The organism is Agromyces sp. Y182, assembly GCF_059445385.1.
On the sequence record NZ_JCAIUF010000001.1, the window covers coordinates 835,065 to 860,708 of the forward strand.

Annotated in this window: 28 protein-coding genes; 12 read left to right on the forward strand and 16 right to left on the reverse strand. The window is 69.1% G+C overall.

Annotated elements, in window-relative coordinates; genetic code table 11:
- Positions 1-2: 2 nt before the first annotated feature.
- The 5 genes from AC1C2R_RS03830 to AC1C2R_RS03850 all read right to left on the reverse strand — a co-directional run bounded on the left by AC1C2R_RS03830 (position 3) and on the right by AC1C2R_RS03850 (position 4,728).
- Positions 3-1,217 (reverse strand): epoxide hydrolase family protein, encoded by a 1,215-nt coding sequence (locus tag AC1C2R_RS03830; protein WP_495379021.1) that lies wholly within the window; start codon positions 1,215-1,217, stop codon positions 3-5.
- A 57-nt stretch (positions 1,218-1,274) separates the two neighbouring features.
- Positions 1,275-2,252, reverse strand: a complete 978-nt coding sequence (locus AC1C2R_RS03835) for an alpha/beta fold hydrolase (RefSeq protein ID WP_495379022.1) — start codon at positions 2,250-2,252, stop codon at positions 1,275-1,277.
- A 187-nt stretch (positions 2,253-2,439) separates the two neighbouring features.
- Positions 2,440-3,324, reverse strand: coding sequence for a helix-turn-helix transcriptional regulator (locus tag AC1C2R_RS03840; RefSeq protein ID WP_495351222.1), 885 nt, complete (start codon positions 3,322-3,324; stop codon positions 2,440-2,442).
- Between the two features lie 73 nt (positions 3,325-3,397).
- Positions 3,398-4,030, reverse strand: a complete 633-nt coding sequence (locus AC1C2R_RS03845) for an MEDS domain-containing protein (protein ID WP_495351223.1) — start codon at positions 4,028-4,030, stop codon at positions 3,398-3,400.
- 236 nt (positions 4,031-4,266) lie between these two features.
- Positions 4,267-4,728, reverse strand: a complete 462-nt coding sequence (locus AC1C2R_RS03850; RefSeq protein WP_495379023.1) for a GNAT family N-acetyltransferase — start codon at positions 4,726-4,728, stop codon at positions 4,267-4,269.
- A 358-nt stretch (positions 4,729-5,086) separates the two neighbouring features.
- On the opposite strand from AC1C2R_RS03850, the gene AC1C2R_RS03855 reads away from it, so the two are divergent.
- The 5 genes from AC1C2R_RS03855 to AC1C2R_RS03875 all read left to right on the forward strand — a co-directional run bounded on the left by AC1C2R_RS03855 (position 5,087) and on the right by AC1C2R_RS03875 (position 8,140).
- On the forward strand, positions 5,087-5,968 hold the full coding sequence (locus tag AC1C2R_RS03855) for an RNA polymerase sigma-70 factor (RefSeq protein WP_495379024.1): 882 nt from the start codon (positions 5,087-5,089) through the stop codon (positions 5,966-5,968).
- On the forward strand, positions 5,955-6,320 hold the full coding sequence (locus AC1C2R_RS03860) for a hypothetical protein (RefSeq protein ID WP_495351226.1): 366 nt from the start codon (positions 5,955-5,957) through the stop codon (positions 6,318-6,320). Before AC1C2R_RS03855 ends, AC1C2R_RS03860 begins: the two co-directional genes overlap by 14 nt.
- 96 nt (positions 6,321-6,416) lie before the next feature.
- Positions 6,417-7,175, forward strand: coding sequence for an SDR family oxidoreductase (locus AC1C2R_RS03865; RefSeq protein ID WP_495351227.1), 759 nt, complete (start codon positions 6,417-6,419; stop codon positions 7,173-7,175).
- A gap of 6 nt (positions 7,176-7,181) precedes the next feature.
- A complete protein-coding gene (locus tag AC1C2R_RS03870) occupies positions 7,182-7,964 on the forward strand; it encodes an SDR family oxidoreductase (protein ID WP_495351228.1) in 783 nt (260 codons plus the stop codon).
- Positions 7,964-8,140, forward strand: a complete 177-nt coding sequence (locus AC1C2R_RS03875) for a hypothetical protein (protein ID WP_495379025.1) — start codon at positions 7,964-7,966, stop codon at positions 8,138-8,140. The genes AC1C2R_RS03870 and AC1C2R_RS03875 overlap by 1 nt, the downstream gene beginning before the upstream one ends.
- A gap of 75 nt (positions 8,141-8,215) precedes the next feature.
- On the opposite strand, the gene AC1C2R_RS03880 is transcribed toward AC1C2R_RS03875, so the two are convergent.
- Positions 8,216-8,467 carry a winged helix DNA-binding protein gene (locus AC1C2R_RS03880; protein ID WP_495379026.1) on the reverse strand — a complete coding sequence of 84 codons (252 nt, stop codon included), beginning with the start codon at positions 8,465-8,467 and terminating at the stop codon, positions 8,216-8,218.
- On the opposite strand from AC1C2R_RS03880, the gene AC1C2R_RS03885 reads away from it, so the two are divergent.
- The 5 genes from AC1C2R_RS03885 (at position 8,466) to ectB (ending at position 13,267) form a co-directional block, all read left to right on the forward strand.
- Positions 8,466-9,083 (forward strand): sigma factor-like helix-turn-helix DNA-binding protein, encoded by a 618-nt coding sequence (locus AC1C2R_RS03885; protein ID WP_495351231.1) that lies wholly within the window; start codon positions 8,466-8,468, stop codon positions 9,081-9,083. The genes AC1C2R_RS03880 and AC1C2R_RS03885 overlap by 2 nt on opposite strands.
- Before the next feature lie 29 nt (positions 9,084-9,112).
- Entirely contained in the window at positions 9,113-10,078 is a 966-nt protein-coding gene (locus tag AC1C2R_RS03890; RefSeq protein ID WP_495379027.1) for an alpha/beta hydrolase, read from the forward strand.
- A 54-nt stretch (positions 10,079-10,132) separates the two neighbouring features.
- Positions 10,133-10,864 (forward strand): alpha/beta fold hydrolase, encoded by a 732-nt coding sequence (locus AC1C2R_RS03895; protein WP_495379028.1) that lies wholly within the window; start codon positions 10,133-10,135, stop codon positions 10,862-10,864.
- A gap of 94 nt (positions 10,865-10,958) precedes the next feature.
- Complete coding sequence (locus AC1C2R_RS03900; protein WP_495379029.1) at positions 10,959-11,876, forward strand: alpha/beta fold hydrolase; 918 nt, start codon at positions 10,959-10,961, stop codon at positions 11,874-11,876.
- A gap of 116 nt (positions 11,877-11,992) precedes the next feature.
- Complete coding sequence (gene ectB / locus AC1C2R_RS03905) at positions 11,993-13,267, forward strand: diaminobutyrate--2-oxoglutarate transaminase (protein WP_495379030.1); 1,275 nt, start codon at positions 11,993-11,995, stop codon at positions 13,265-13,267.
- 50 nt (positions 13,268-13,317) lie between these two features.
- Here the strand turns inward: ectB and AC1C2R_RS03910 are convergent, their stop codons facing one another.
- Positions 13,318-13,827, reverse strand: a complete 510-nt coding sequence (locus tag AC1C2R_RS03910; RefSeq protein WP_495379031.1) for a MarR family winged helix-turn-helix transcriptional regulator — start codon at positions 13,825-13,827, stop codon at positions 13,318-13,320.
- 101 nt (positions 13,828-13,928) lie between these two features.
- On the opposite strand from AC1C2R_RS03910, the gene AC1C2R_RS03915 reads away from it, so the two are divergent.
- Complete coding sequence (locus AC1C2R_RS03915; protein ID WP_495379032.1) at positions 13,929-14,975, forward strand: NADP-dependent oxidoreductase; 1,047 nt, start codon at positions 13,929-13,931, stop codon at positions 14,973-14,975.
- Here AC1C2R_RS03915 and AC1C2R_RS03920 read toward each other — a convergent pair.
- The 9 genes from AC1C2R_RS03920 to AC1C2R_RS03960 all read right to left on the reverse strand — a co-directional run bounded on the left by AC1C2R_RS03920 (position 14,969) and on the right by AC1C2R_RS03960 (position 24,504).
- A complete protein-coding gene (locus AC1C2R_RS03920; protein WP_495379033.1) occupies positions 14,969-15,535 on the reverse strand; it encodes a hypothetical protein in 567 nt (188 codons plus the stop codon). The two genes, AC1C2R_RS03915 and AC1C2R_RS03920, sit on opposite strands and share 7 nt — an antisense overlap.
- A gap of 90 nt (positions 15,536-15,625) precedes the next feature.
- Positions 15,626-17,257: an ABC transporter ATP-binding protein gene (locus tag AC1C2R_RS03925; RefSeq protein ID WP_495379034.1), complete on the reverse strand. Its 1,632-nt coding sequence runs from the start codon at positions 17,255-17,257 to the stop codon at positions 15,626-15,628.
- A gap of 7 nt (positions 17,258-17,264) precedes the next feature.
- Complete coding sequence (locus AC1C2R_RS03930; RefSeq protein ID WP_495379035.1) at positions 17,265-18,422, reverse strand: serine hydrolase domain-containing protein; 1,158 nt, start codon at positions 18,420-18,422, stop codon at positions 17,265-17,267.
- Positions 18,419-18,937, reverse strand: coding sequence for a GNAT family N-acetyltransferase (locus tag AC1C2R_RS03935; protein ID WP_495379036.1), 519 nt, complete (start codon positions 18,935-18,937; stop codon positions 18,419-18,421). The genes AC1C2R_RS03930 and AC1C2R_RS03935 overlap by 4 nt, the downstream gene beginning before the upstream one ends.
- Before the next feature lie 3 nt (positions 18,938-18,940).
- Complete coding sequence (locus AC1C2R_RS03940) at positions 18,941-20,110, reverse strand: anhydro-N-acetylmuramic acid kinase (RefSeq protein WP_495379037.1); 1,170 nt, start codon at positions 20,108-20,110, stop codon at positions 18,941-18,943.
- Positions 20,110-21,021: an N-acetylmuramic acid 6-phosphate etherase gene (gene murQ, locus AC1C2R_RS03945; protein WP_495379038.1), complete on the reverse strand. Its 912-nt coding sequence runs from the start codon at positions 21,019-21,021 to the stop codon at positions 20,110-20,112. Before murQ ends, AC1C2R_RS03940 begins: the two co-directional genes overlap by 1 nt.
- Positions 21,018-21,905: an ABC transporter permease gene (locus tag AC1C2R_RS03950; RefSeq protein ID WP_495351244.1), complete on the reverse strand. Its 888-nt coding sequence runs from the start codon at positions 21,903-21,905 to the stop codon at positions 21,018-21,020. The genes murQ and AC1C2R_RS03950 overlap by 4 nt, the downstream gene beginning before the upstream one ends.
- A complete protein-coding gene (locus AC1C2R_RS03955; RefSeq protein ID WP_495379039.1) occupies positions 21,902-22,873 on the reverse strand; it encodes an ABC transporter permease in 972 nt (323 codons plus the stop codon). The genes AC1C2R_RS03950 and AC1C2R_RS03955 overlap by 4 nt, the downstream gene beginning before the upstream one ends.
- Positions 22,874-22,953: 80 nt before the next feature.
- On the reverse strand, positions 22,954-24,504 hold the full coding sequence (locus tag AC1C2R_RS03960; protein WP_495379040.1) for an ABC transporter substrate-binding protein: 1,551 nt from the start codon (positions 24,502-24,504) through the stop codon (positions 22,954-22,956).
- Between the two features lie 189 nt (positions 24,505-24,693).
- On the opposite strand from AC1C2R_RS03960, the gene AC1C2R_RS03965 reads away from it, so the two are divergent.
- Positions 24,694-25,596 (forward strand): MurR/RpiR family transcriptional regulator, encoded by a 903-nt coding sequence (locus AC1C2R_RS03965; protein ID WP_495379041.1) that lies wholly within the window; start codon positions 24,694-24,696, stop codon positions 25,594-25,596.
- Positions 25,597-25,644: the final 48 nt, after the last annotated feature.

Sequence of the window (25,644 nt, forward strand, 5' to 3'; positions counted from 1 at the left end):
GCTCACCGCAGCGACCGGAAGGCGGCGCGCATCTCCTGCGAGAACAGCTCGGGCTGCTCCCAGGCCGCGAAGTGCCCGCCGCGATCGAGCCGGTTGAAGTGGATCAGGTTCGGATACGCCTGCGTCGCCCAGCTGCGCGGCGCCGCGTAGATCTCCTCGGGGAAGACGCTCACGGCGACCGGCAGCGTCACGCCCTTCGGCGCGAAGAAGGCGAGCTTGCTCTCCCAGTACAGTCGCGCCGACGAGACCGCCGTGTTCGTCAGCCAGTACAGCGTCACGTTGTCGAGAACGTCGTCGGGCGTCAGGCCCTCGGATGCCCCGGCGAACACGAGCGCGATGAGGTCGTAGCTGCGTGCGTCGTGGTCGAGCATCCACGCCGCGAGGCCGACGGGCGAGTCGGCGAGCGAATAGAGCGTCTGCGGCCGGTTGGCCATCTCCTGCGCATACCCCAGCCCGTGGGCGTAGAAGAATGCGAGCTGATCCCACGCCCCGCGCTCCTCGGCGGAGAGGTCTGCGGGTGCCGGGTCGCCGTTGTCCAGCGCCGCCTGGATCGCGTTCGGCACGGTCGCCGGCATGTTGGTGTGGATGCCGATCAGCCCCGGAGGTGTCAGGAGCGCCATCTGCTCGGTCACGGCGTTGCCCCAGTCCCCGCCCTGGGCGACATAACGGTCGTAGCCGAGGCGGCGCATCAGCTCGATCCACGCGCGGGCGATGCGGATCGGATCCCAGCCCGTCTCCTCGGGTTTGCCCGAGAAGCCGTGCCCGGGTAGCGACGGGATGACGAGGTCGAACGCGTCGGCGGCATCCGCACCGTGCGCGGTGGGATTCGTGAGCGGATCGACGACCTTCAGCTGCTCGATGACCGACCCCGGCCAGCCATGGGTGACGATCATGGGCAACGCGTCTTCATGCGGCGAGCGCACGTGGATGAAGTGGATGTCGAGCCCGTCGATCTCGGTGACGAACTGGGGCAGGTCGTTGAGGCGCGACTCCACCGCCCGCCAATCGTGTCCCTCCCACTGCTTCGCGAGTTCCTGCACGACCTCGAGCTGAACGCCTTGCGAGGCGTCGCCGACGGTCTCGCGCTCGGGCCAGTGGGTCTCGCGGATGCGGCGATGCAGGTCGTCGAGGTCGGACTGGGGGAAGTCGACGGTGAACGGACGGATCGCGGTGTTGTCGTCGGGCTGTTTGGTGGGTCGGGGTTCGGTGATGGTCATGTTGCTCTCCTTGGGAGTCAGTGGTTGTCATTCGAACTCTTCGAGCGGCTCCCACTCTCAGACCGCGACGACCGTCGGTGCGGCGCTTCCCGCCGCCTGTGCGGCGCGGGACGAGGCCAGGAACGGGATCATCGCTGCGAGCACCTGGTCGGGTGCTTCCTCGACCGCCCAGTGACCGGCTCCGAGGATGACGGCGCCCTGCACATCTTCGGCGACGGCGTGAAGGGCCTCGGCGACGTGTTCGCCATAACTGCGCTCGCCGCCGATGCCCAGGACCGGCACGGTGAGCTTGCGGGTCGCACGCTCCGTGTTCTGCGCGAGGGTCGCGTCGAACGCCCGGTAGAACCCGAGGCTGCCGCGCAACGACTCGGGGTTCGAGAGCAGGCCGACGTAGTAGGCGATCACCTCGGCGGGCAGGTTGCCGCCTTGAACGGCGAACTCGTAGCCGAAGAAGGCGTCTTCACGCCCGGTGATCAGCTGCTCGGGGAGGTTCTCGACACGGTTGAAGGAGAGATGCCAGAGCTTGTCGTTGAGCGGCGCGGGAACGAAGAAGGGCGGCGCCGGCGTGGTGCCGGGGGCGCCGGGGATCTCGGCGAGCACGGCCCGGTCGATCCGGTGCTCGTGGTCGGCGACGAGCGCGTAGCTGATCGCGAGCCCGGTGTCATGGCCGACGACAGCGAACCGCTCGTGGCCGAGCGCGTCCATGAGCGCCACCAGGTCGTTGGCGAGCGTGCGAGTGTCGTACCCGCCTTGCGGCTTCTCCGACAGGCCCATGCCGCGCTGGTCGACAGCGATGACCGTGAAGTGCTTCGCCAGCTCCGGCATCAGGTGGCGCCAGGCGTACCAGTTCTCGGGCCAGCCATGCACGAGCAGCAGGGCCGGCCCATCGCCGCCGATCACGGCATGCAGGCGGACGTCGCCGGCCTGTACGTACCGGCCGGTGAATGTGTCGGTGAACCCGTCAGGAAGTCCGAGTGCTGCGGTGACGGAGCCGGGGCCTTCAGCGACGGGAAACCGGGTGAGTGATGCGTTCATGGTCATTTCCTTTCAGAGGGCGGAATCGAGGGCAGTGTGGCCAGAGTTGGTCGGAGACGCCGCATCTCCAACCTGTCGCGGACGTGGCCCGGGCGCGTCCGTAGGACTCCGCAACTCCAGAGCGGAGGCAGAGCGAGGTGAGGGGAACCCCTCAACGCGCGCGGAACCGGTTGAACCGGACTTCGAGCTATCCGGCGCCGTGGCGAAGGGCGAAGACGGTGGCTTCGCTGCGTCGAGCCACGCCGATCTTCCGGTACAGGGTCGTGATGTGCCGCTCGACCGTGCGGTCGCTCAGCCACATCAGGCCGGCGATCTCCTTGTTGCTCAGACCCTGCGCGAGCAGCCCCAGAACCTCCGTCTCGCGGCGGGTGAGCGGGAGCAGCGGCGATTGCGCGCGAGGGCTCTCCGCGCGGTCGACGGGTGCGAGCGGGATCGGACGACTGGCCTCCGATCGCGCCCCTCGCAACGAGTCGACCTCGGAGACGAGCTGCGCAGCATCCTGGATGCGACGGGAGATCGCGGTGAGCGACGGTTCGACGTCGTCGACGAGCGACCTGAGGAGTTCGTTCTGCCGGAGTAGCGCCGACTCGGCCACGGAACGCGCCGCGTGCTCCCGCGCGAGGCGCCGTGCGGTGTGGATCGCGATCGCCGCCTGTCCGACCGCGATGCGCAGCAGGTGCGTCTCCATCGCTGTCGGAAAGTCGCGCCGATCGGAGGACACGAGCACCAGCCCGGTCTCCCACGGCAGCGCGAGCGGGAGGCTCGTGATCCGGAAATTGCCGAGCTCTTGCGTGTCGATCTCCGTCGTCGTGATGCCCGGTGCCTTCGTTTGGTCCGAATCGAGCGCGAACAGCAACTCGGCGGGCATCCCCGGCCCGGACGGGCGCCACGACTCCAGCGGAGGGCCGCCTGCCTGGGTATCGTCGAATCGCGCGTACGCCCCGTCGAGTTGGAGGATACCGAAGAGCACGCTCAACAGTCCCGTGGCGATCTCGACCGGTTCGTGGTCCACCCACATCGACGGCAGCGCGAGGAGCGCGCCCAGATCGCGCATCCACCGGCGCGAATCCATCCCCGAAGCGTCGCCGTGTTCCGGCTCCACCGAACCACTGGTTGACGCAGTGTCCATGTCGGCCTCAACCCGTTCAGCGATCCGCTCGCAAGACCCGCTCCTCCAGGAACTCCGACGGAGGAACGAAGAACGGGTTCTCCTGCAGCATCCCGCCGATCAGGACCATTGGATGAGTGCGCAGGATGTCGATGATGAAGGAACCGTCGAACTTCGTGGCGTCGTAGGAGCAGATCACGACGTGCTCATGGCGCGCGTGGATGAAGTTCGCCCGCGCTTCGAACTCGATGAGGTGCTCGGCGACGCCAGGCAGATCGGCTGCCCAACCCATGTCACACAGCATGCGGATTCGAGGCGACTGGTCGTCGACCAGCACGCGATCGAGCAGATCGAGCATCGCCGTCTGGTCGAAGCTGCCACCCCGGAGGTACGTGTCGGTCCAGGTTCGCACCTCGCACTGATGCTGCTCCAAGAGATCTCCCGCGTCGTACCCGAGCTGTCGAAGCCGGTTGACAGGCGCGGCGGATGCTGCGGGGTCGACGAGGTACAGCAGGCGATCACCCCGATCGATCCCCTGACTGACGAACGGATCGAGCACGGCATCCTCTTCGCCCGGTGCATTCACGAAGACGCACACGTGGCGGTATCGATCGAGCACGCCTCCGGCGAAGGTGACGGGTTCGGCTGCAGGCGGGTTGTCAGCGGCCATGTTCGATCTTCTCCCTCTGCCGAGTTCGGGCTGGTCTCGGGAGGTGTCGAGACGCGAGCGCCCGTGTGGAGAGCTCATGACCTGAGTCGAATCGCCGAACGTTGCGGGAGCCGGCTGAGGATGGTGTCCGAAGTCTGGAGAATACCAACGACGGTCGACGACCACAACGATCGGGGCGCGACGGTGAGCCCGGCACCGACTGGCACCGCCTCGAGAGGCCACCGGGGTGAACGCGCTCAGCGGCCCGGTTGCTCCGGATCGATCAGATCCGCGTACTGCAGGTTTCCGGCCATGAACGCGGCGACGACCGGGCAGCGCACGGTGAGACGCCGGCCTCGCTCGCGGATGTCGTCGAGCGCGTCGGCGATGAGATCTGCGGCGATGCCGCGGCCGCGGAACTCGGGAACGACCGTCGTCGTGAGCACGACGACGCGGCCGTCCACCTCGTCGTAGCGGAGGCTCGCCAACTCGCGGCCGCCGATCGTGGCCGAGTAGACGTGCTCGTCGTCGATGCGGTGCACCTCGATGTCGAGTTCGGCGTCGGCCGATGGTCGGTCGACTTCGCGAACGGCGGCGGCCGTCACCTCGTCGACGAGCGCCACGGTGCCCTCGTCGAGAAAACCCGCACCGTCGGGATATCCGGCCGAATCGAGATACTCGACCGGCTTGACCGGCGTGAACCCATCTCCTGTGCTCATCGCACCCCTCCTTCTGATCGTGACAGAAGGCTCGGCGGCGGGTGGGACCAGCCGTGGTCTGCTTGGCGCAACCTCCGGGAAGGCCGCCTGAAACCCAGTGCTCCCGCTCTTGCCTCACGACTCGACCGAACCTGTCATGAGCGAAGACCGGGCACGTGCCGAAGTTGTGACATCCAGGGCCGAACGGATGGCGCGAGCATGCATGATCCGAAATTCAGGATCTCGCACGCCCGCGGCATCCGGAATATCATCCGAAGATCCGAACGAATTCCACGGATGCTGTCACATCCGCGCGGTGCGTCCGGTCTCAGTTGAACGGGACGACTGCGCTCCCATCTGCCGACTGACGGGATCAGACATGGATGCGAATCTCGACGACGCCCTCGCCGTCTTCCAAGGCGTGCGCGGGCGCCTCTTCGGCATCGCCTACCGAATGCTCGGCAGCGCCAGCGAGGCTGAAGACATCGTGCAAGACATATGGTTGCGCTGGCAGGGCACCGACCGCTCGGTCGTGCAGGATCCGCCGGCCTTCCTCGCCACAGCCACGACCCGACTCGCGATCAACGCGCTGCAGTCGGCCCGCGCTCGTCGCGAGACCTACATCGGCCCTTGGCTTCCCGAACCGGTCGACACGAGCGCCGACCCGACGCTCGGCGCCGAGCGCGCGGAGGCCCTCGGCTTCGCCGTGCTCGTCATGCTCGAGCGGCTCACCCCGACCGAGCGGGCCGCCTACGTGCTGCGCGAGGCCTTCGCCTACCCGTACGACCAGATCTGCGAGATCGTGCAGGTCTCCGAGACCGCCGCTCGACAGCTCGTCAGCCGTGCACGCAAGCACCTCACCGGCGAGCGCAAGCGCGACGTGCCGCAATCGGAGCAGCGGCGACTGCTCACCGCATTCCTGACCGCCGCGAAGACCGGCGACCTCGTCGAACTCGAGCAACTGTTCACCGAAGACGTCGTGTCGTACACCGACGGCGGCGGCCGCGTACGCGCATCGAAGTTCCCGGTGGTCGGCCGCATGCGGGTGGCGAAGTTCGTGCGCGCCTTCCACACCCACTTCTGGGATGGGGTGGAGATCACTGAGGCCGATACGAACGGTCAACCCTCGGTGCTGCTCTCGAAGGACGGCACGACGTTCGCGGTGATCACCGTGATCACCGGCGCGCAGGGCATCGACCAGGTGCTCTGGATGATGAACCCCGACAAGCTCGGTGCCGTGACCTCTCGTGTCGCAGCATGACCTCGCCGCTCGCCTGCTCGCCGCGCTCGAACACGGTGATGAGCTCGCGCTGGCGGGCGCACTGAACCGCGACGTGTGCCTGATCATCGACTCCGGCGACGAGACCGGCGGCGAACTGCTCGGGCGCGCACGCGTCATCAGCGCACTTCATGAGCAGGTGGCGAAGCATCCGGATGCCTCGATGCAGGCCGTGCACGTCAACGGGCGGCCGGGGCTCGCACTCCGCCGCCTGAACGGCGAGGTCGTCGGCGTGCTCAGCATCGACGGCGCGGCGACGATCGAGACGCTGTGGCTCTCGACGGCGCCCCTGAAACTCGCCCGCTGGAATCGCCGCCGCCCCGACATCGACTGAATGAGTTTCGCCGCTTCGTCACAGATCGGGCCGCGACCCGGTCAGAGCTGAGTGACGGCAGCGGAACCACCGCGGCCCGGACGGAAGGCACCAGTCATGAAGATCGTCGTCATCGGAGGCACCGGCCTCATCGGCTCCAAGGTCGTCGAACACCTCACCGAGCACGGCCACGAGGCCGTCGCCGCCTCGCCGAACTCGGGCGTGAACACCATCACCGGTGAAGGGCTCGCGGAGGTGCTCGTCGGCGCGAACGTCGTCGTGGATGTCTCGAACTCGCCGTCGTTCGCCGACGACGACGTGCTCGCGTTCTTCACGACCTCGACCACGAACCTGCTCGCCGGCGAGCGCAAAGCCGGGGTCACCCACCACGTCGCGCTCTCCATCGTCGGCGCGGAATTCCTGCCCGACAGCGGGTACCTGCGCGCGAAGGTCGCCCAAGAGAAGCTCATCGAGGAGTCGGGTCTGCCGTACTCGATCGTTCGCGCGACCCAGTTCTACGAGTTCATGGGTCGCATCGCCGACGAGGTGACCGTCGATGGCGTCGCTCTTGTGTCGACCGGGCTCATGCAGCCGATCGCGGCAGCGGATGTCTCGGCCGCCGTAGCACGGGTCGCCGCGGGCACACCCCTCAACGGCACGCTCGAAATCGGCGGACCGCAGCGCGTCGGCCAAGACGAGCTCGTGCGCACCGTGCTCGCGGCGAAAGGCGACACCCGCACCGTGATCTCCGACCCCGAGGCGCACTACTTCGGTACGAAGCTCTCGGGCGGCGAACTCACCCCCGGTGCCGACGCGCAGCTCTCGACCGTGTCGTTCTCCGATTGGCTCGCAGCGCAGTCGGCCTCGGTGAAGTAGACCGCCATGCGCATCTCGGTCATCGGCGGTACCGGCCTCATCGGCACGCGACTCGTGGCACGGCTCACCGCCGACGGCCACGACGTCGTCGTCGCGTCACGCGCCACGGGCGTCAACTCCTACACCGGCGAGGGTCTCGCGGAGGCTCTCGCCGGGGCGGAGGCGCTCATCGACGTCTCCAACTCGGACTACCTCGACGAGGCGGCCGCGAACGAGTTCTTCTACGGCTCGACGCTCAACCTGTTGACGTACGGCGCCGCGGCGGGGGTGGCGCACCACGTGGCGCTCTCGGTCGTCGGCACCGATCGACTCGCTCGCACCGAGGGCGGGTACTTCGCCGCGAAAGCGGCGCAGGAGCGTCTCATCGTGCAGTCGGGTCGACCGTACTCGATCGTGCACGCCACTCAGTTCTTCGAGTTCATCGCGAACATCGCCGACGCCGGCACGAGCCGGAACGTCGTGCGGCTCTCGCAGGCACTGTTCCAGCCGATGGCGGCCGACGACGTCGCCGCCGCGGTGGCCACGACCGCCGTCGGCGCGCCCCTGAACCGGATGGTCGAGTTCGGTGGGCCCGAACAGTTCCGGCTCGAAGAGCTCGTGCGCCGCCAGCTACGCGCCCGCAATGACTTGCGCGACGTGAAGGTCGACCCGCTCGCCAGGTACTTCGGCACCGACCTCGACGAACGCGAGCTGCTTCCCGGCGCCGACGCGACGATCGCGCCGACCCGGTACGAGGAGTGGCTCGCGGCCGGCGGCCGGCCGAACGTCGACCTCGAAGGAGTGTCGTGATGCCCCGGCTCGAGGGAAAGGTCGTCCTCGTCACGGGGGCCGCAGCGGCCGACATCGCTTCATCGATGCGCACGCTCCGATCCGACATCGCCGAGGCGATCGTGTACGCGCTCAGCCAGCCCGAGCATGTCTCGGTCAACGAGATCCTGATACGGCCGACCGATCAGGTGCGTTGACACGCCGAAGGCCCAGACCGTGTATGCCCCGGTCTGGGCCTTCGTCTGTGGGCGGAGGTCACTGCTGAGCGGGGTCTACGCCGACGCTGAGCTCGACTCCGACCCCTTGCCCGCCTCGGCTGCACGGTTGGCGTGGTCGGTGACCGACCGCAGCACGGCGAGCGCGTCGGTCGCCCGCTCGGGCGTGAACCCGAAGATCTCGCAGATCGCCGCGTAGATGCCCGGCGCGTGCACACGCAGCGCCTCACCGTCGGGCGCGAGTGCCACGATCACCGTGCGCTCGTCACGCGCGCTGCGCGTGCGACTCACGAATCCGCGCGCCTCCATGCGCAACGCCTCGGGCGCCGAAGACGTCGTGCAAGAGGTGTGGATCCGCTGGCAGAACTCCGATCGCGCGAGCGTACGACGTCCGGCCGCCTACCTCGCCGCGACGACCGAGCACCTCGCCATCAACGAGATCCGCTCGGCGCACGCGCGACGTGATACCGCGCTCGACCCGATGCTGCCGGCTCCCGTCGACGAAGCCACCGATCCTGAACTCGGCGCGGAGCGCTCCGAGGCGCTCGCAGTGGCGATGACGATCCTGGTGCAGCGACTCACGCCGAGAGAGCGCGCGGCATACGTGCTGCGAGAGGCGTTCGGCTACCCATACGGGCGCATCGCCGATTTCGTGCGCGCCACCGAGCCCACCGCGCGCCAACTCGTGAGCCGTGCCCGCCACCGCCTCGCCGGTCCCGATCGCGCCATTGCGGACGACGCCGAGCGCCACCGGCTCGTGGCCGCGTTCCGCGCAGCCTCGATGTCCGGCGACGTCGCCACGCTCGAGGGCCTCTTCCGTGCACGGCGGCGCCGAGACATCCGCTCGGCCGATGTCACAACGCCGGCCCTTGTCTTGTCTTCGCTTGCAAGCCCGAACGCACCGTCGTCTCCGACTCACCGGTGACGAACGAACCATTACCGAAGGGAAGCACCATGACTCAGCACGTTCTCGAGACGTCGGCACAGGGCATCGCGGATGCCACGTCGAAGCCGCCGTTCCTGTATCAGCTCGGCCCAGACGGCGCCCGAAAGGTGCTCGACGACATCCAGGCCGCACCGATCGACAAGCCCGAAGTGGATGAGCAGTGGCTCACCGTCGCCGCAGAGGTGGGCGACGTGCGGGTGCGCATCGTGAAGCCGCTCGGGGCATCCGGCCCCCTGCCCACGATTCTGTACGTGCACGGCGGCGGCTGGATCCTCGGCAACGCCCGCACGCACGACCGACTCGTGCGCGAACTCGCCACGGGCGTCGAGGCGGCCGTCGTGTTCGTCGAGTACGACCGCTCCCCCGAGGCGCGCTACCCCGTGGCGATCGAACAGGCCTATGCGACCGCGCAGTGGATCACGCAGCACGGCGCCGACGAAGGACTCGACGCTGCACGCCTGGCGATTGCCGGCGACTCCGTCGGCGGAAACATGACCGCCGCGCTGACGATCCTCGCGAAGCAGCGCGGCGACGTCACGTTCGTGCACCAGTCGCTGTACTACCCGGTGACGGATGCCGCGCAGGACACCGACAGCTACCGGGAGTTCGCCGATGGCCCGTACCTGACGGCGAAGGGCATGGCCTGGTTCTGGGACGCCTACCTGCCCGATGCGGCGGGGCGCGCCGAGATCACCGCGTCACCGCTCCGCGCGACCCTCGACGACCTCGCCGGCCTTCCCGAGGCCTTCGTGATCGTCGACGAGAACGACGTGCTCCGCGACGAGGGCGAGGCCTACGCCCGAAAGCTCACGGCGGCGGGTGTGCGAACCACGAGCGTGCGCTACAACGGCATCATCCACGACTTCATGATGCTGAACCCGGTGCGCGAGAGCGCCGCGGCGACCGCGGCGATCGAGCAGGCGATCCACGTGCTGCGCACGGCATTCGCGCGCGTTCCCGCGCTCGCGAGCTGAACCACCTGATCGAACCATCCGACAGCGATTCATCCAACGGAAAGAAGTAGAAAAATGACTGATCAGAAGCCCACCATCGTGCTCGTGCACGGCGCCTTCGCCGAGTCGGCGAGCTGGAACGGCGTCATCGAGCGCCTCCAGGCCGAGGGATACGACACCGTCGCGGTCGCCAACCCGCTGCGCAGCCTCACGATCGACGCCGCCTACGTGCGCGACGTCATCGCGGGCCTCGCCCGGCCCGTCGTGCTCGTCGGGCACTCCTACGGCGGCATGGTGATCACCGAGGCCGCGTCGAACAACGACGCAGTGCTCGCGCTCGTCTACGTCGGCGCGTTCGCGCCCGGCACCGGCGACAGTGCCCTGTCTCTCTCGGGCAAGTTCCCGGGCAGCACGCTGGGCGAAGCCCTCACCGGCTACCCGGTCTCGACCGGTGGCAACGAACTCGGCATCCGCACCGAGGTGTTCCACCACCAGTTCGCCGCCGACGTGCCCGCCGAGACGGCGGCACTCATGGCCGCGACCCAGCGACCGGTCACCGAGGCTGCACTCTCCGAGCCCCTGCCGACGGATGCCCCGGCCTGGACGCAGCACCCGTCGTGGTTCGTGTACGGCGAAGACGACCTCAACATCCCCGCCGAGCTGCAGCGGTTCCAGGTCGAGCTGACGAAGGCCCGCGGCACCCGCGCGCTGGCCGGCACCTCGCACGCGCTGAGCGTGTCTCAGCCGGGCGAAGTCGCAGCATCCGTGCTCGACGCGGTCGCCGGCGTCTCGGCGGCTGCGGCGTAGCAGTGACGAGTGGCGGCGGCCTCGGTCGGGGCCGCCGCCCTCGTGGCCTTCGCAAACGATCAGGCTCATCTCGATCAAGAAGCTGGACACCGACATGAATGACACGCTCCAGCGGCTCGCACCGCTGCAACAGATCACGGCAGGCGTCCTCGACGTCTCGTACTTCGAAACGGGCCCAGCCGACGGGCAGCCCGTGTTCCTCCTGCACGGGTTCCCGTACGACATCCACAGCTACGTCGACGTCGCTCCTCTGCTGGCGGAGGCCGGGTTCCGCGTGATCGTGCCCTCCCTCCGCGGGCACGGAGCCACCCGCTTCCTCGACGACGCGACGCCCCGCTCGGGCCAGCAGGCCGCGCTCGGTCGCGACGTCATCGACCTCATGGATGCGCTCGGCATCGACCGCGCGATCCTCGCGGGGTTCGACTGGGGCGGGCGCGCCGCATGCGTTGCCGCCGCGCTCTGGCCCGAGCGGGTGTCCGGCATCGTCTCGGTGAACAACTACCTCATTCACGACATCCGGTCGTCGATGCATCCGCTGCGCCCCGACCTGGAAGCCGGCCTCTGGTACTTCTTCTACTTCCTCACCGAACGTGGCCGAGCAGGGCTCGAGGCGAATCGGCGCGGAATCGCGGAGGTCATCTGGCGCCGCAACTCCCCCGAGTGGGCGTTCGACGACGCCATGCTCGACCGGACGAGCGAAGCCTTCGAGAACCCCGACTACGTCGACATCGTCATCCACTCGTATCGACACCGGCTGAACCACGTCGATGGCGCCCCCGAATACCGGCGCCTCGAGGGAGCGCTCGCCGCCCTGCCGCCCATCACGGTGCCGGCCGTCACACTCGACGGGCTCGCCGACGGCAACTTCCCCGCGACGGATGCCTCGGCGAGCGCCGCACACTTCACCGGACCACGCGCGCATCACCACGTGCCACGCGCCGGGCACAACCTCCCACAGGAGGCTCCCGCCGCATTCGCGGCAGCGATCGTCGAGGTGGCGCGACTGGCCTGACGATCGCTCGACCGAACCCCAGAGCTCCTGACGGCGGACCGCGTGCAGGGAACGGTCGGCCGGAAGCCGTAAAGTCGAGTCACCGCCCACCGTGTCTCGAGAGGAGATCGCCTGCCATGAGCAGCGACGCAGCCCTGGAAGTCTTCGAACGTCGTGAGTCGGAGGTGCGCGGGTACATCCGCTCATTCCCGACGGTGTTCGACCGCGCAACCGGTTCGACTCTCATCGACGCCGACGGGCGCGAGTACCTCGACTTCTTCGCCGGCGCAGGCGTGCTCAACTACGGGCACAACAACCCTGCGTTCACGCGCGCGCTCGTCGAGTACCTCGAGCGCGACGGCATCATTCACGGGCTCGACATGGCGACCTCCGCGAAGAAGGCATTCATCGAGGCCTTCGAGCAGTACGTGCTCGAACCGCGGGGCCTCGACTACAAGATCCAGTTCACGGGGCCGACGGGCGCGAACGCGGTCGAGGCGGCGCTCAAGGTCGCCCGCCAGGCGACCGGCCGCTCCACGGTCGTGGCGTTCACGAACGCGTTCCACGGCCTGAGCCTCGGCGCACTCGCTGCGACCGGCAACAGCCACTACCGCGGTGCAGCGGGCGTCGGTCTCGACGACGTCACGCGCCTGCCCTACGACGGCTACCTCGGAGCGGATGTCGACACGCTCGACCTGCTCGAGAAGATGCTCGACGACCCGGGCTCGGGCCTCGACCTGCCGGCAGCGGTCATCGTCGAAGCGGTGCAAGGCGAGGGCGGCATCAACGTCGCGAGCACGGCGTGGCTGCGGCGGCTCCGCGAGATCACGACCGCACGCGGCATCCTGCTCATCCTCGACGACATCCAGGCCGGTGTCGGCCGCACCGGCGCGTTCTTCGCGTTCGAAGAGGCCGGAATCGTGCCCGACCTCGTCGCCGTCTCGAAGTCGATCTCGGGCTCGGGCCTGCCGATGTCGCTCGTGCTGCTTCGCCCCGAGGTCGACGTGTGGAAGCCCGGACAGCACACCGGCACGTTCCGCGGCAACAACCTCGCCTTCGTCTCTGCGCGAGCCGCGCTCGAAACCTACTGGGCCGACTCGGCGTTCACCGACGCGATCGCGGTGAAGTCGCAGCTGCTGCGCGCCGAGCTCGAGCGCATCGCCGCCGACCACCCCGACCAGGGCTTCGTCGTGCGCGGCCGCGGCCTGATGTTCGGCCTCGCCTGCGACGCCGACCGCGCGCTCGCAAGCCGCATCTCGGCCGAAGCCTTCCTTCACGGCCTCGTGATCGAGACTTCGGGCGCCCACGACGAGGTGCTGAAGTTCCTGCCTGCGCTGACGATCTCAGAGGATGAGCTCGGCCGCGGCCTCGCCATCGTGCGCGAGAGCCTCGACGCGGTGCTCTCGCGCTGAGCGGGCGGGCTGAATCGGGGTGCTCGCTCGAGCCCTGACGTCGTTCGACCTCACGCGGTCGCGTCGCCGCCGGCTCGCCGGCGCGCGGAACGCGGCGGGCGCGAGCGCATGCGACGACTCACCAGCCTGAGCAGGCGTGTGAGCTCGTCACGATCGTGCGGCTCGAGGGCATCGACGATCACATCACGAACGATTTCGACGTGGCCCGGCAGCACTCGGGCGAGCAGGGCGGTGCCGGCGTCGGTGAGCAACACGTTGACCGCGCGTTCGTCGTCGGCCGACGGCACGCGGGCGACGAGCCCGGCCTTCTCGAGTCGGTCGACCTGATACGTGAGTCCGCTGCGGCTGTGCACGAGCCGGTCGGCGAGCTCGGTCATGCTGCTCGGCGCCGACGGGTCTTGGCCGAGCATCGCGAGAATCTGAAACTGCGTGAAGCTCAGGCCCCCGGCAGTGCGCAACTGCAACTCCACGCCGTGCTGCACGAGTGCGCTCGCGTCGAGCAGCGCGAAGTACACGCCGAATTCCTCGGGCAGCGTCGGTGGTACTCCAGAATCGGACATGGCGACATTTTACGAAAAGAATCTGATTCGAATTGGAATAACCCCGCGGTGAGGTACGTTTCGAATTCGTAACACATAGTTCGAATTCGAAGGAGACACCCATGACCGACACAAGTACCGCCACCGGCACCGGCACCGATCTGGAACACACCATGCGCGCCATCCGCTACTCCACCTACGGTGACCCGAGTGTGCTCGAAGCCGCCGACGTACCGCGACCCGTCGCCGGCCCCGGCGAGGCCCTCGTGCGGGTCGCCGGCACGACCTTCAACCAGATCGATTCCGCCATTCGAGCCGGATACATGGCGGAGGCATTCCCGATCGAGCTGCCGCACACTCCGGGCATCGACCTCAGCGGAACGGTCGTCGCGGTCGGCCCCGGCGTATCCGCCGATCTCGTCGGTCGCGAGGTCATCGCCTTCCTGTCCATGACCGCGGCGGGCTCCGCCGCCGAGTACGTCACCGTGCCCGCTGAGCTGCTCGCGGCCGCTCCGCGTTCCGTTCCCTTGGCGGATGCCGCAGCGCTCCCGTCGAGCGGACTCACCGCGTGGCAGGCGCTCGTCGAGTACGCCGAAGTGCATGCCGGGCAGCGGGTGCTCGTGAACGGAGCGGGCGGGGGCGTCGGCGCGTTCGTCGTGCAGCTCGCGGCCCGCGCCGGCGCGACCGTCATCGCGACGGCGAGCCCCCGAAGCCGCGACGCCGTCGCGGCGCACGGTGCGAGCCAGCTGATCGACTACACCGCGGTCTCCGTGACGGAGGCCGTGACGGAGCCGGTCGACGTGGTCGTGAACCTCGTGCGCACGAGCCCCGAAGAGACCGAAGCCCTCGTCGCGCTCGTCAGGCCGGGCGGCTCCTTCGTCTCCACGACGACGCCCGGCGTGGCCGCGCCCGGCACCGAGGTGCGCACCATGAGCGTCTTCGCTCGTAGCGATGCCGCCCAGCTCGAGCGCTTGGCACAGCTGGTCGACGCCGGCGAGCTCGAACTCGATGTGAGCGCCCGCTACCCGCTGGAGGAGCTCGCCCGGGTGCATACGCTCGACGAGGCGGGCGCCCATCGCGGCAAGGTCGTGCTCACGCCGATCGCAGGCGCAGGCGCAGGCGACGACGACGAGGCATCCAGGGCCGCTGAACAGGCCTCTGCTCACTGACCGCCGCGCTGCTCGCGGATCCAGCGACGCCGATCGGCGAGCATGACCTCGATGTCGCGCACGCGCTCGAGTTCGACCTCGTCGATGGGATGCCCCGTCGTCTCGATCACGACGGTCACGCCGCCGATGCGGCCGGCCGCGCGCGCCGTGTCACCGCTCGACCAGAGTTCGAAGGGCTCGGCGACGCCGTCGACCGCCACTGCAATCACCTCGTCGGGAGTCGGCGCCTCCTCGACCGGCCACTGCGGTTCGAGCGTGCGGGCGAAGGCCTCATGCGCGATGCGCTCGGCGATCATGCGCCTCGGCTCGGCGGCGTCGACGAGCACACCGACGCGCGGCCGGATGTCGGCATCATCGAAGTTCGCACCGTCCCACTCGGCGGGGAGGAACGTGATCGAGCGGATGCCGCTGCCGAACGCCCATTCCGAGAGGATCGCCCGACCGGGCCATCCGCGAACCGCATAGGCCGGACGCTCCGCGAAGCCGCGGCGGATCTGCTCGTCGCCGTCGTCGATGAGCGCCCAGAATTCGTCGGGGGTGAGTTGGCCGCCGAAGTGCATGCGGTCACCCTGACGGAATCCGGCATCGCCCGCAAGGGCGACCGGCTCGTCGCCGCAAGGGCGAGCGGCTCGTCGCCGCGAGAGCGGGGCTCAGGACGCCAGCGCGGCTCCAGGGATCGCGGCGAGGAGCTCCTGCGTGTACGGGTCTCGGGGGTGGTCGAAGATCTGCTCGGGCGTGCCGCTCTCGACGATGCGGCCGCGCTGCATGACGTGCACCTCGTCGGAGATCATGCGCACGACCGCGAGGTCGTGGCTGATGAAGAGGTAGCTGAGGCCGAGGCGGGCCTGCAGGCCGGCCAGCAGTTCGAGGATCTGCGCCTGCACGAGCACGTCGAGCGCCGACACCGCCTCGTCGAGCACGACGAGCTCGGGTTCGAGTGCGAGGGCGCGGGCGATCGCGACGCGCTGTCGCTGCCCGCCCGAGAGTTCGTGCGGCAGTCGAGACGACATCGCGACGGGCAACGCGACCTGTTCGAGCAGCTCGGCGACGCGCGTGCGGCGAGCGGCCGCGTTGCCGACGCGGTGCACCTTGAGCGGCTCGGCGATCGACTCCTCGACCGTGTAGCGCGGGTCGAGGGAGGCGTACGGGTTCTGGAAGACGGGCTGCACCCGCCGGCGGAATGCGAAGAGCTCGCGGCGCTTCAAGGCGGTCAGGTCGGTTCCATCGAATTGGACGCGGCCGGCCGTGATCTGCTCGAGCCCCAGCACGAGGTTGGCCGTCGTCGACTTGCCCGAACCCGACTCGCCGACGATCGAGACCGTCTTGCCGCGCGGAATCGTGAAGCTGACGCCGTCGACGGCCGTGAACTTCGTCGGTTCGCCGGCCTTCGGCGATCGCAACGCGAACTCCTTGCGCAGATCGACGACCTCGACGAGCGGGCGGGCGTCGACCTCGCCGCCGCGGATCGGCAGCGGCTCGCGCCGCGAGGCGAGGCTCGGTGCCGCGGCCAGCAGCAGCTTCGTGTACTCGTGCTGCGGGTTCGCCAGCACCTCGGCCGAGGTGCCCGTCTCGACGATGTTGCCGCGGAACATCACGACGATGCGGTCGGCGCGCTCGGCGGCGAGGGCGAGGTCGTGCGTGATGAGGAACACCGCGGTGCCCATCTCGCCCGTGAGCTGGTCGAGTTGGTCGAGAATTCGGCGCTGCACCGTGACATCCAATGCCGAGGTCGGCTCGTCGGCGATGAGCAGGCGCGGCCGGCACGCGAGACCCATGGCGATGAGCACACGCTGCCGCATGCCGCCAGAGAACTCGTGCGGGTACTGCCGTGCGCGCTGGGCCGGGTCGGGGATGCCGACGAGCTCGAGCAGTTCGAGCACCCGGGCCTGCACGGCGTCGGCATTGCCGTAGCCGTGCACCTCGAGCGCTTCGCCGATCTGCTCGCCGACGCGCATGAGGGGGTTGAGGTTCGACATCGGGTCCTGCGGCACGAGGCCGATGCCGGCACCGCGCAGCTGCACGAGCTCGTTCTCGCCCAGTTCGGTGATCTCGCGGCCCTCGAAGCGGATGCTGCCCGTGGTGATGACGCCGTTGTCGGGAAGCAGGCGGTTGATCGCCGCGGCCGTCGTCGACTTGCCCGAGCCCGACTCGCCGACGACCGCGACGGTCTCGCCCGCTGCGACGTCGATGGAGACATCATTCACGGCGGTGACGAGTTCGCCGCCCATGCGGAAGGCGACCGAAAGCCCGCTGATGCGGAGAACCGGTTCGTTCGAGGTCATACGGTGTTCACTCCTGTGTGCTGAGGATCGAGGCGAGCGCATCGAGCGCGCGTCGCCAGTGGAAGTCGGTCGGCTGCGGTTGGCTCGCGAGCAGGCGGTTGCTCGCGAAGGCCACGGCGATGCGCCGGCCGGGCACGAAGCCGACGGCGCAGCCGGTGAATCCGGGGTGCCAGAGCAGTGGCATCCGCTCGCCCTGCACGTCGAGTTCGCGGCGCCGCCAGCCGAGCGCCTGCTCTGGGTCGGGACCTGCCGCGATGAGGTCGGCGGTGATGGCGGGGTTCCAGAGTCCGGGCTCGTCGTCGGCTCCGCTCAGGGCGGCCGCGACGTCCAGCAGGTCGTCGATCGAGCCGAAGAGCCCGGCGTGCCCGGCGACCCCGGCGAAGGCGTGGAAGCAGTTGCCGTCGTTCGCGGTACCGTTCACGGGCTCGGTGCGCCATACGAAGTCGGCGTCGCTCCATGAGACGGGGTACGGATGCCCCGTGGCGACCATGCGACGTTCGACCTCGTCGCCCCGGGCGCTCGTCGCAACCTCGCCCGTGACGGGGCCGTAGCCGAGCGTGCTGAGCGCGAGCGGTCGCGCGACGAGCTCGTCGACGGCGGCGGCGAGCGGCAGACCGGAGGCCGCCTCGACGACCCGGCCGAGGGTCATGAAGCCGAGGTCGGAGTAGTGCCGCTCGGTGCGGGGCGCGTACCGGAGCGGGAGAGCGTCGAGCGCATCGAAGGGGTCGGAGTCGGGAGCGAGATAGAGCGGCTGCCACTCCCAGAGGCCCGCGCGATGCTGCAGCAGATCGCGGATGGTCGCGCCGGCGGCACCGCCGAAGCTCGGAACGAAGCCGACCACCGGGTCGTCGAACGAGAGCTCTCCCGCCGAGGCGAGGCGGTGCAGCGCGGTCGTTGTACCGACCGCCTTGCTCACGGAGGCGAGGTCGTGCAGCGTGCTCCGGCGCATTGGAGCGCCATCCGGCCGCTCGGGAGCGGCGAGGCCGGTCGCGGCGACGGTGCGTTCGCCGTCGATCTCGACGCCGATCACGCAGCCGGCGGGAGCGGCGGCGCCTGACGCAACGACGCCCTCGGCGGCACCTCGGAGGATCTCGGCGGTGCTCATCGGGTCGGTGCTCATCGGGTCGGTGCTCATCGGGTCGGTGCTCACGGGGCTGGTGTTCACGAGGCCGACTCCCCGCCGCCGCGACGCAGCCGCAGCTCGGGCGCGCCGAACTCGTCTTGCGTGCGGGCTCCCCCGTCGGGCAGCCAGCCGCGACCGCGGTAGAACGCGATCGAGGGCGCGTTCGCCGCGAAGACCCAGAGCGCGACCGAACTCGCACCGTCGGCACGCAGCATCTCGTACGCGGTGTCGAGCAGCCGCGTGCCGAGGCCGAGGCCTTGGGCGTCGGGCGAGACGTAGAGCGAGTGAACGGCACCGCCGGCGCCGTCGCGGTCGCCCCGAGGCTCGACCGCGAACCGCGTGACGCCCTGCACGACGCCGTCGTGCTCGGCGACGAGCACGATGCCGTCGGGCGACGCGAGCACTCGACGCCACAGTGCCTGCGCACGGGCATCCGTCATCGCCTCGATCGCAGCGGCCGGCAGCACGCCGACGTAGCTCGCGCGCCAGCAGGCGAGGAAGACTGCGACGATGCCGTCGCGGTCGTCACTCGTCGCTGGGCGGAGCGTCACCGGCATGGCTCAGGCCCCTGCCTCGAGCACGAGCGAGCGCAGACCGCCGGCGAGCGGCTGCGGCAGCACGAGCGGTCCATCGCCCGGCGTGATCGTGCCGAGAATGCGCGGTGCGCGCGCACCGGTGCCGCCCGGCACGGTCGCCGCGACGCCGTGCAGCGTGCACCAGCCGATGAGCGCGAAGGCGATCGCCTCTTTGCTGTCGGCCGGGGCGCCGAGTTCATCGGCGAGCACGACCTCGACCTCGGGAAGCGCATCGCGGAGCCCGCCGAGAATCAGGGGATTGCGACATCCGCCGCCCGAGACGGCGAGGAAGCCGATGCCGGCCGACTGCACGTCGCGGGCGACCGTGCGCACGGTCAGCTCGGTGAGGGTGCGGATGAGGTCGGCGACCTCGAGCGAGCGGCCGAGGCGTGCCTCCGCGGCGCGCACGTAGGCGAGGTGGAAGTGCTCCTTGCCCGTGCTCTTCGGCGCGGCGAGCGCGTAGTACGGGTCGTCGAGGAGCAGCGCGAGCAGCTCCTCGTCGACGGAGCCGCTCGCCGCGATGCGCCCGTCTTCGTCGTAGCCGAGCGTGTTGAGCGCACCGTCGACGACGACCGCATCGACGAGCGCGTTCGCGGGGCCGATGTCGTAGGCGACGAGGGAATCGCCGCCGATGACGGTCATGTTGGAGATGCCGCCGAGGTTGAGCGCGGCCGAGACGCCCGCGCGATCGCGCAGCAGCAGCTCGTCGAGGAATGACACGAGCGGTGCGCCGTGACCGCCGGCGACGATGTCCCTGATGCGCACGTCGGAGACGACCGGCACGCCGAGGAGCTCGGCGATCCATGCGGGCTGACCGATCTGCAGGGTGCCGAGTGCGTGGGCGCCGTCGACCCAGTGGTACACGGTCTGGCCGTGCGAGGTGACGGCGTCGACGCCGCCCACCGCGTCGCGAGCGACGAGTGCGGCGTCGGCGAACGCCTGACCGATGAGGGTGTCGAGCTCGCAGATCTCGGCGAGCGTCGTCGGCGCCGGCGGCAATGCCGCGATGAGCCGCGCGCGCAGTTCGGGCGCATACGGGGTGCTCGCCTCGTGCAGCACTCGCCCTGAGAGGGCCCCGTCGAGTTCGGTGAACTCGACGACGGCGACGTCGATGCCGTCGTGCGAAGTGCCCGAGATCATGCCGAGAACACGCATCATGCTCCTTCCAGAGCTGGTCGGAGCCTGCCGCCGGCCGCAGCCAGGCGCGCCACCGCATCGTTCTGCGACAACCCGCGGGCGAGGATGAGCACCGAGGTCTTCACGTCGTAGCCGGTCTCGACCAGGGTCGCCTCCGCGCGCTCGCGCGGCACCTCGGCGATCTCGGCCACCATGCGCACCGCACGGTCGCGGAGTTTGTGGTTCGTGGGCTTCAGGTCGACCATGAGGCTGCCGTAGGTCTTGCCCTGCCGCACCATCACGATCGTCGAGAACATGTTGAGCACGAGCTTCTGCGCCGTGCCCGCCTTCAGCCGCGTCGAACCGGTCAACACCTCGGGGCCGACGGCCACCTCGATCGGGAACTCGGCGGCCGCACTCAGGGCCGTGTCGACGTTGCACGACAGCCCGACGGTGAGGGCGCCGAGCGCACGCGCTCGCTCGATGGCCGCGATGACGTACGGGGTGCGACCGCTCGACGCGATGCCGACGACCGTGTCGAGCGGCCCGATGCGCGCCTCGTCGATCGCCGCGGCTCCTGCCGCCGCATCGTCTTCGGCGCCCTCGGTCGGCGTGACGATCGCCGACGCCCCGCCTGCCATGATCGCGAAGACGAGCTCGGGCGGCGTGCTGAACGTGGGCGGGCATTCCGAGGCGTCGACCACGGCGATGCGGCCCGGAGTGCCGGCGCCGACGTAGACGAGACGCCCGCCACGCGACATCCGCTCGCTCGCGGCCTCGATCGCCGGAACGATCTGCGGCAGCGCACGGCCCACCGCGCCCGGAACCGTCGCGTCGGCCTCGTTCATGGCGGCCGCGATCTCCGCGACGGTCATGCGGTCGAGCTCCGCGTAGCGCGGGTTGCTCGCCTCGGTGGCGAGGGTCGCCAGGTCATCGCCCTGCATACTCATTTCTTTCCTCTGTTTCTGGGGTCGAGAGCGTCGCGCAGTCCGTCACCGAGCAGGTTCAGGCCGACGACGAGAAGAACGACGACGACACCGGGGGCGAACATCGTCCACGGCGCGATGCCGATGAGGGTTCGCGCCTCGAAGATCATCGAGCCGAGCGACGGGGCCGGCGGCGGCGTGCCGAGGCCGAGGAAGCTGAGCGACGCCTCGGTCAGCACCGCCCATGAGAGCGAGAGCGTGACCTGCACGATGATGATCGAGGTGATGTTCGGCAGCACGTGGCGCAACATCACCATCGCGCGGCTCTGGCCGGTGCTCGTGGCCGCCTTGACGTACTCGATCTCGCGGAGCGACAGCACGGGGCCGCGCGTCACGCGGATGAAGATCGGCACGTACACGATCGCGATGGCCACGGCGATCGTGAACCAGTTGCGGTCGAAGACCGAGGCGAGCGAGAGCGCGAGCAGCAGCGGCGGGAAGGCGAACAGCACGTTCGTGAACCCCGAGATGACGCCGTCGGAGACGCCGCGGTAGAACCCGGCGACGACGCCGCAGAGGGTTCCGACGATGGTCGCGAAGGCCACGGCGACGAGCGAGATGAGCGCCGAGTTCGCGACGCCCGCTGCGACCCGGGAGAAGACGTCGCGGCCGAACTGGTCGGTGCCGAACCAGTGCGCGGATGACGGCGGCTGCAGGCGAGACGGCGGATCCTGCGCGATCGGGTCGTACGGCAGCAGCCCGAATGCGGAGAGCAGGCTGAGCACGCCGAGAATGATGACGAGGATGAGGCCGATGAGGCCGCTCCTGCTGCGGAGCAGGAGCCGAACCCGTTCCATGGTGCGCCCACCGCCTGGGGCGAGGGTCGCGGTCTGCGTGATGTCGGTCATGCTGCACGCACCCTGGGGTCGATCATGCGGTAGAGCAGGTCGGTCGCGAGATTCACGAGCACGAAGGCGAGTGCGATGACGAGCACCGTGCTCTGCACGAGCGCATACTCCTTCTGCTGAATGCCGAGCAGCACCTGCCGGCCGATTCCCGGCAGCGAGAAGATCTGCTCGACGACGACCGCGCCGCCGAGCAGGTAGCCGAACTGCAGGCCCGTCATCGTGACGATCGGCACGAGCGCGTTGCCGAGCACGTGCTTGACCTGCAGCCGGCGCAGCGGAACGCCCTTCGCCTTCGCGGTGCGGATGAAGTCGTTCGAGCGGATCTCGAGCACCGCGGTACGCGTCGTGCGCATGATCGGCGCTGCGATGCCGAAGCCGAGCACGATCGAGGGCAGCAGCATCTGCTGCAGGTTCAGCCACGGATTGTCGAAGAAGTACGCGTAGCCCTGGCCGTTCGGATTGAACCCGAACGTCGAGGCGAGCCACGCGAGCAGGGTCGTCGCGAGCAGGAACGCGGGGATCGACAGACCTGCGAGACCCACGACCTGCCCGAACGCGTCACGCGGCGAGTCGGGCTTCGATGCCGAGAGCATGCCGAGCGGGATGCCGAGCACGAGTGCGAGCACGATCGAGAAGATCGCGAGCTCGATGGTGACGGGCAGCGACTGGGCCGTCAGCTCGAGCACGCTCTGCTGCGCGCGGGCCGAGAAGCCGAGGTTGCCGGTGAAGATGTTGCCGAGCCAGCTGAAGAACTGCACGAAGAGCGGCTGGTCGAGCCCGTAGTACGCCTCGAGCGCCTGCTGCTGGGCCGGGGTGAGGGCTGCGGCCTCGGTGCCGAGGCCGGCCGTGATCTGGTTGCCGGGGATCGCCCGCAACATGATGAAGACGAACACGGCGACACCGAGCAGCGTCGCCAGTGCGGCGAGGATGCGCCGGAGCACCGGGTTCCTGATGAGTCGTCGAAGCATGGTCTTCCGGGGTTGAGCGAGGGTGAGCCGAGTTGAACCGAACGGCGCGGCGCATGTGTGGTTGCCGCGCCGTTCGGGGCTTAGTCGACCGTCGTGGTTCGGAGGTACTGCAGCGAACCGTTGGCCATGGGTGTGAAGCCCGCCACCTCGGATGCCGCGGCGGTGTAGGTGTAGCTCGTGAAGAGCCAGATCCACGCCGCGTTGTCTTCGAGGTTCTCCGAGACCTGCGCGTAGATGTCCTTGCGCTCACCGGCGTCGGAGCTCTGCTTGCCCTCGGCGAAGAGTGCGTCGAGTTCGGGCGAGCTGTAGCCGGCGACCTGGTTCAGGTTGCCCGTGCTGGTGAAGTACCGGCCGTACATGCCGTCGGGGTCGGGGCGTCCGCCGTTGAGGGCGACGGCTGCGTCGAAGTCGGCGGCGACCCAGCGGTCGACGAAGGCGCCCGACTCGAGTACTTCGAGGTCGAGTGTGATGTTCGCCTCTGCGAGCTGGGACTTGAGGTTCTGCGCCTCGTTGACGCTCGTCGCGTACTCGCCCTGCGAGACGATCGTCTTGATCGTCACGCCGTCGGACTTGCCGGCCTTGTCGAGGTAGTCGGCGGCCTTGTCGAGGTCGCGCTCAGGGCAGGGGCGAGCGGATGCGTCGGAGCGATACGCCGGTGAGGTGATCGGACCGGTCACCTCGCCCTCGCCGAGTGCGGCGGTGTCGAGCACCTCTTGGCGGTCGACGGCGCACTGGATGGCCAGACGCACGTTCACTTCGGCGAGGTCACCGCGACGGGTGTTCAGCTGCAGCGCGTGGTAGCTCAGCTGCGGCGTCTTCTCGACGGTGACGGTGCCGCTTTCAGCGGTCTGGGCGACGAGCGGGTCGTCGAAGATCGCGAGCTGCACGTTGCCGGACTGCATGGCCGAGACGATCGAGGACTCGTCGGGGATGACTCGGAACTCGACGGTGTCGAGCTTGACGGCATCGCCCCAGTACGCGTCGTTCTTGGCGAGGGTCAGCGACTGGCTGGGCTTGCGGTCGTCGAGCACGAACGGCCCGGTGCCGTTCGGTGTGGTGTTGAGGTCGGCCTCGGTGTCGTCGGAGGAGAGCATCGCCATGTTGACGACGGCGAGGTTCGCCGGCAGGCCGGAGTCGGGCGCGGTCAGGCTGAGCACGACGGTGTTCTCGTCGGGTGCCTCGACGGCGGCGACCGACGCGAGCGAGCTGCGCGAGACGGCAGCCGTTGCCTCGTCTTGGATGGCTTCGAGCGAGGACTTCACGTCTTCGGAGCCGAAGGTCGAACCGTCGGCGAACGTGACACCCTCACGCAAGTGGAAGGTCACGGTCAGGCCGTCTTCCGAGACCTCCCACGACTCGGCGAGACCTGGCACGACCTCGAGGTCGGCGTCGAACTCGGTGAGCGTGCCGTAGAGGTTCTGCAGCACGTTGACGGCCTGGAACTGGGTGGCCTTCCAGGGGAAGAGCGTGTCGGGGTCGCTCGTGACGCCGATGACGAGCGAGCCGCCTGCGGCCCCTGCGTCGGACGGGGCGGGCTCGGACGACGAGCAGCCGGTGATCGTCAAGGCGACGGCTGCGGCCAGGCCGACCGCCGCGAGGGCGCCGAGCGTGGCGCGGTTGCCTTCGTTCATGGGGGAACTCCTCAGGGCTAGTGCTGCCTCGTCCGGGCGTACATCGCTGTGGTGCGCCGGCTCGAAGAGCATCGATGATCTCAGTAGGTCACGAAAGTACATCACATCGACTACCCGTGTAACAAACTTTCTCCTAGTGTGGTCTGCACGGGCCCGTGACGGGCAGAGCGTTGTCGACGAGGAGAACCCATGCCTGCACAGGAGGCCCGCACCGCGGAGCCCGGTCAACGCGCTGTGCTCGTGCGCATCCGGGCGATCCTCCCCGAGCTGCGCCCGAGCGAACAGCGCATCGCGTCGCTGTTCGTCACCGAACCGAGCGTGATCGCCGCGCTTTCGATCGCCGAACTCGCCGCGCGCTGCGACACCTCGACCACGTCGGTCGTGCGCTTCAGCAAGCGCATGGGCTATGAACACCTCAAAGACCTGCGCATGGACGTGCTGCGCGACATCGCCCGCGAGACGTTCGAGACGGCCGCCCTGCCCGAGGTCTCCGGCGACATCGACCGCGACGACAGCCTCGACGACATCGTGGCGAAGGTGTCGATGGCCGAGACGCTCTCGATCGCCGACACGGCGAAAGTGCTCGACATCGCCGCCCTCCAGTCGGCCGTCGACACGGTCGGCGCCGCGCACCGCGTCGACATCTTCGGCGTCGGAGCGAGTTCCTTCGTCGGGCTCGACCTGCAGCAGAAGCTCACCCGCATCGGTCGAACCGCCCTCAACTGGTCCGACCCGCACGCCGCGTGGACTTCGGCGGCGACGCTGCGCGCCGGGGCCGTCGCCATCGCCGTCTCGCACCGCGGGAGTACCGTGGACACCATCGAGTTCCTCGCGATCGCGCGAGCAGCGGGGGCGACGACGATCGCGCTCACCAATCACGGCAGTTCCCCCCTCGCCGAGCACGCCGACATCGTGTTGACCACGGCCGCGCGTGAGACCGGCTTCCGCTCAGGCGCACTCGGCAGCCGCATCGCGCAGCTCATGGTCGTCGACTGCGTCTTCATCGGCGTTGCGCAGGCCAGCTACGACGAGTCGATGGATGCGATCCGCAACACCTATGCCGCCGTCCACCATCTCCGCGCGCGCGCCTGACATCTCCGCGCGCGCCTGACCACCCGACCAGCCACCACAGGAAGCTCC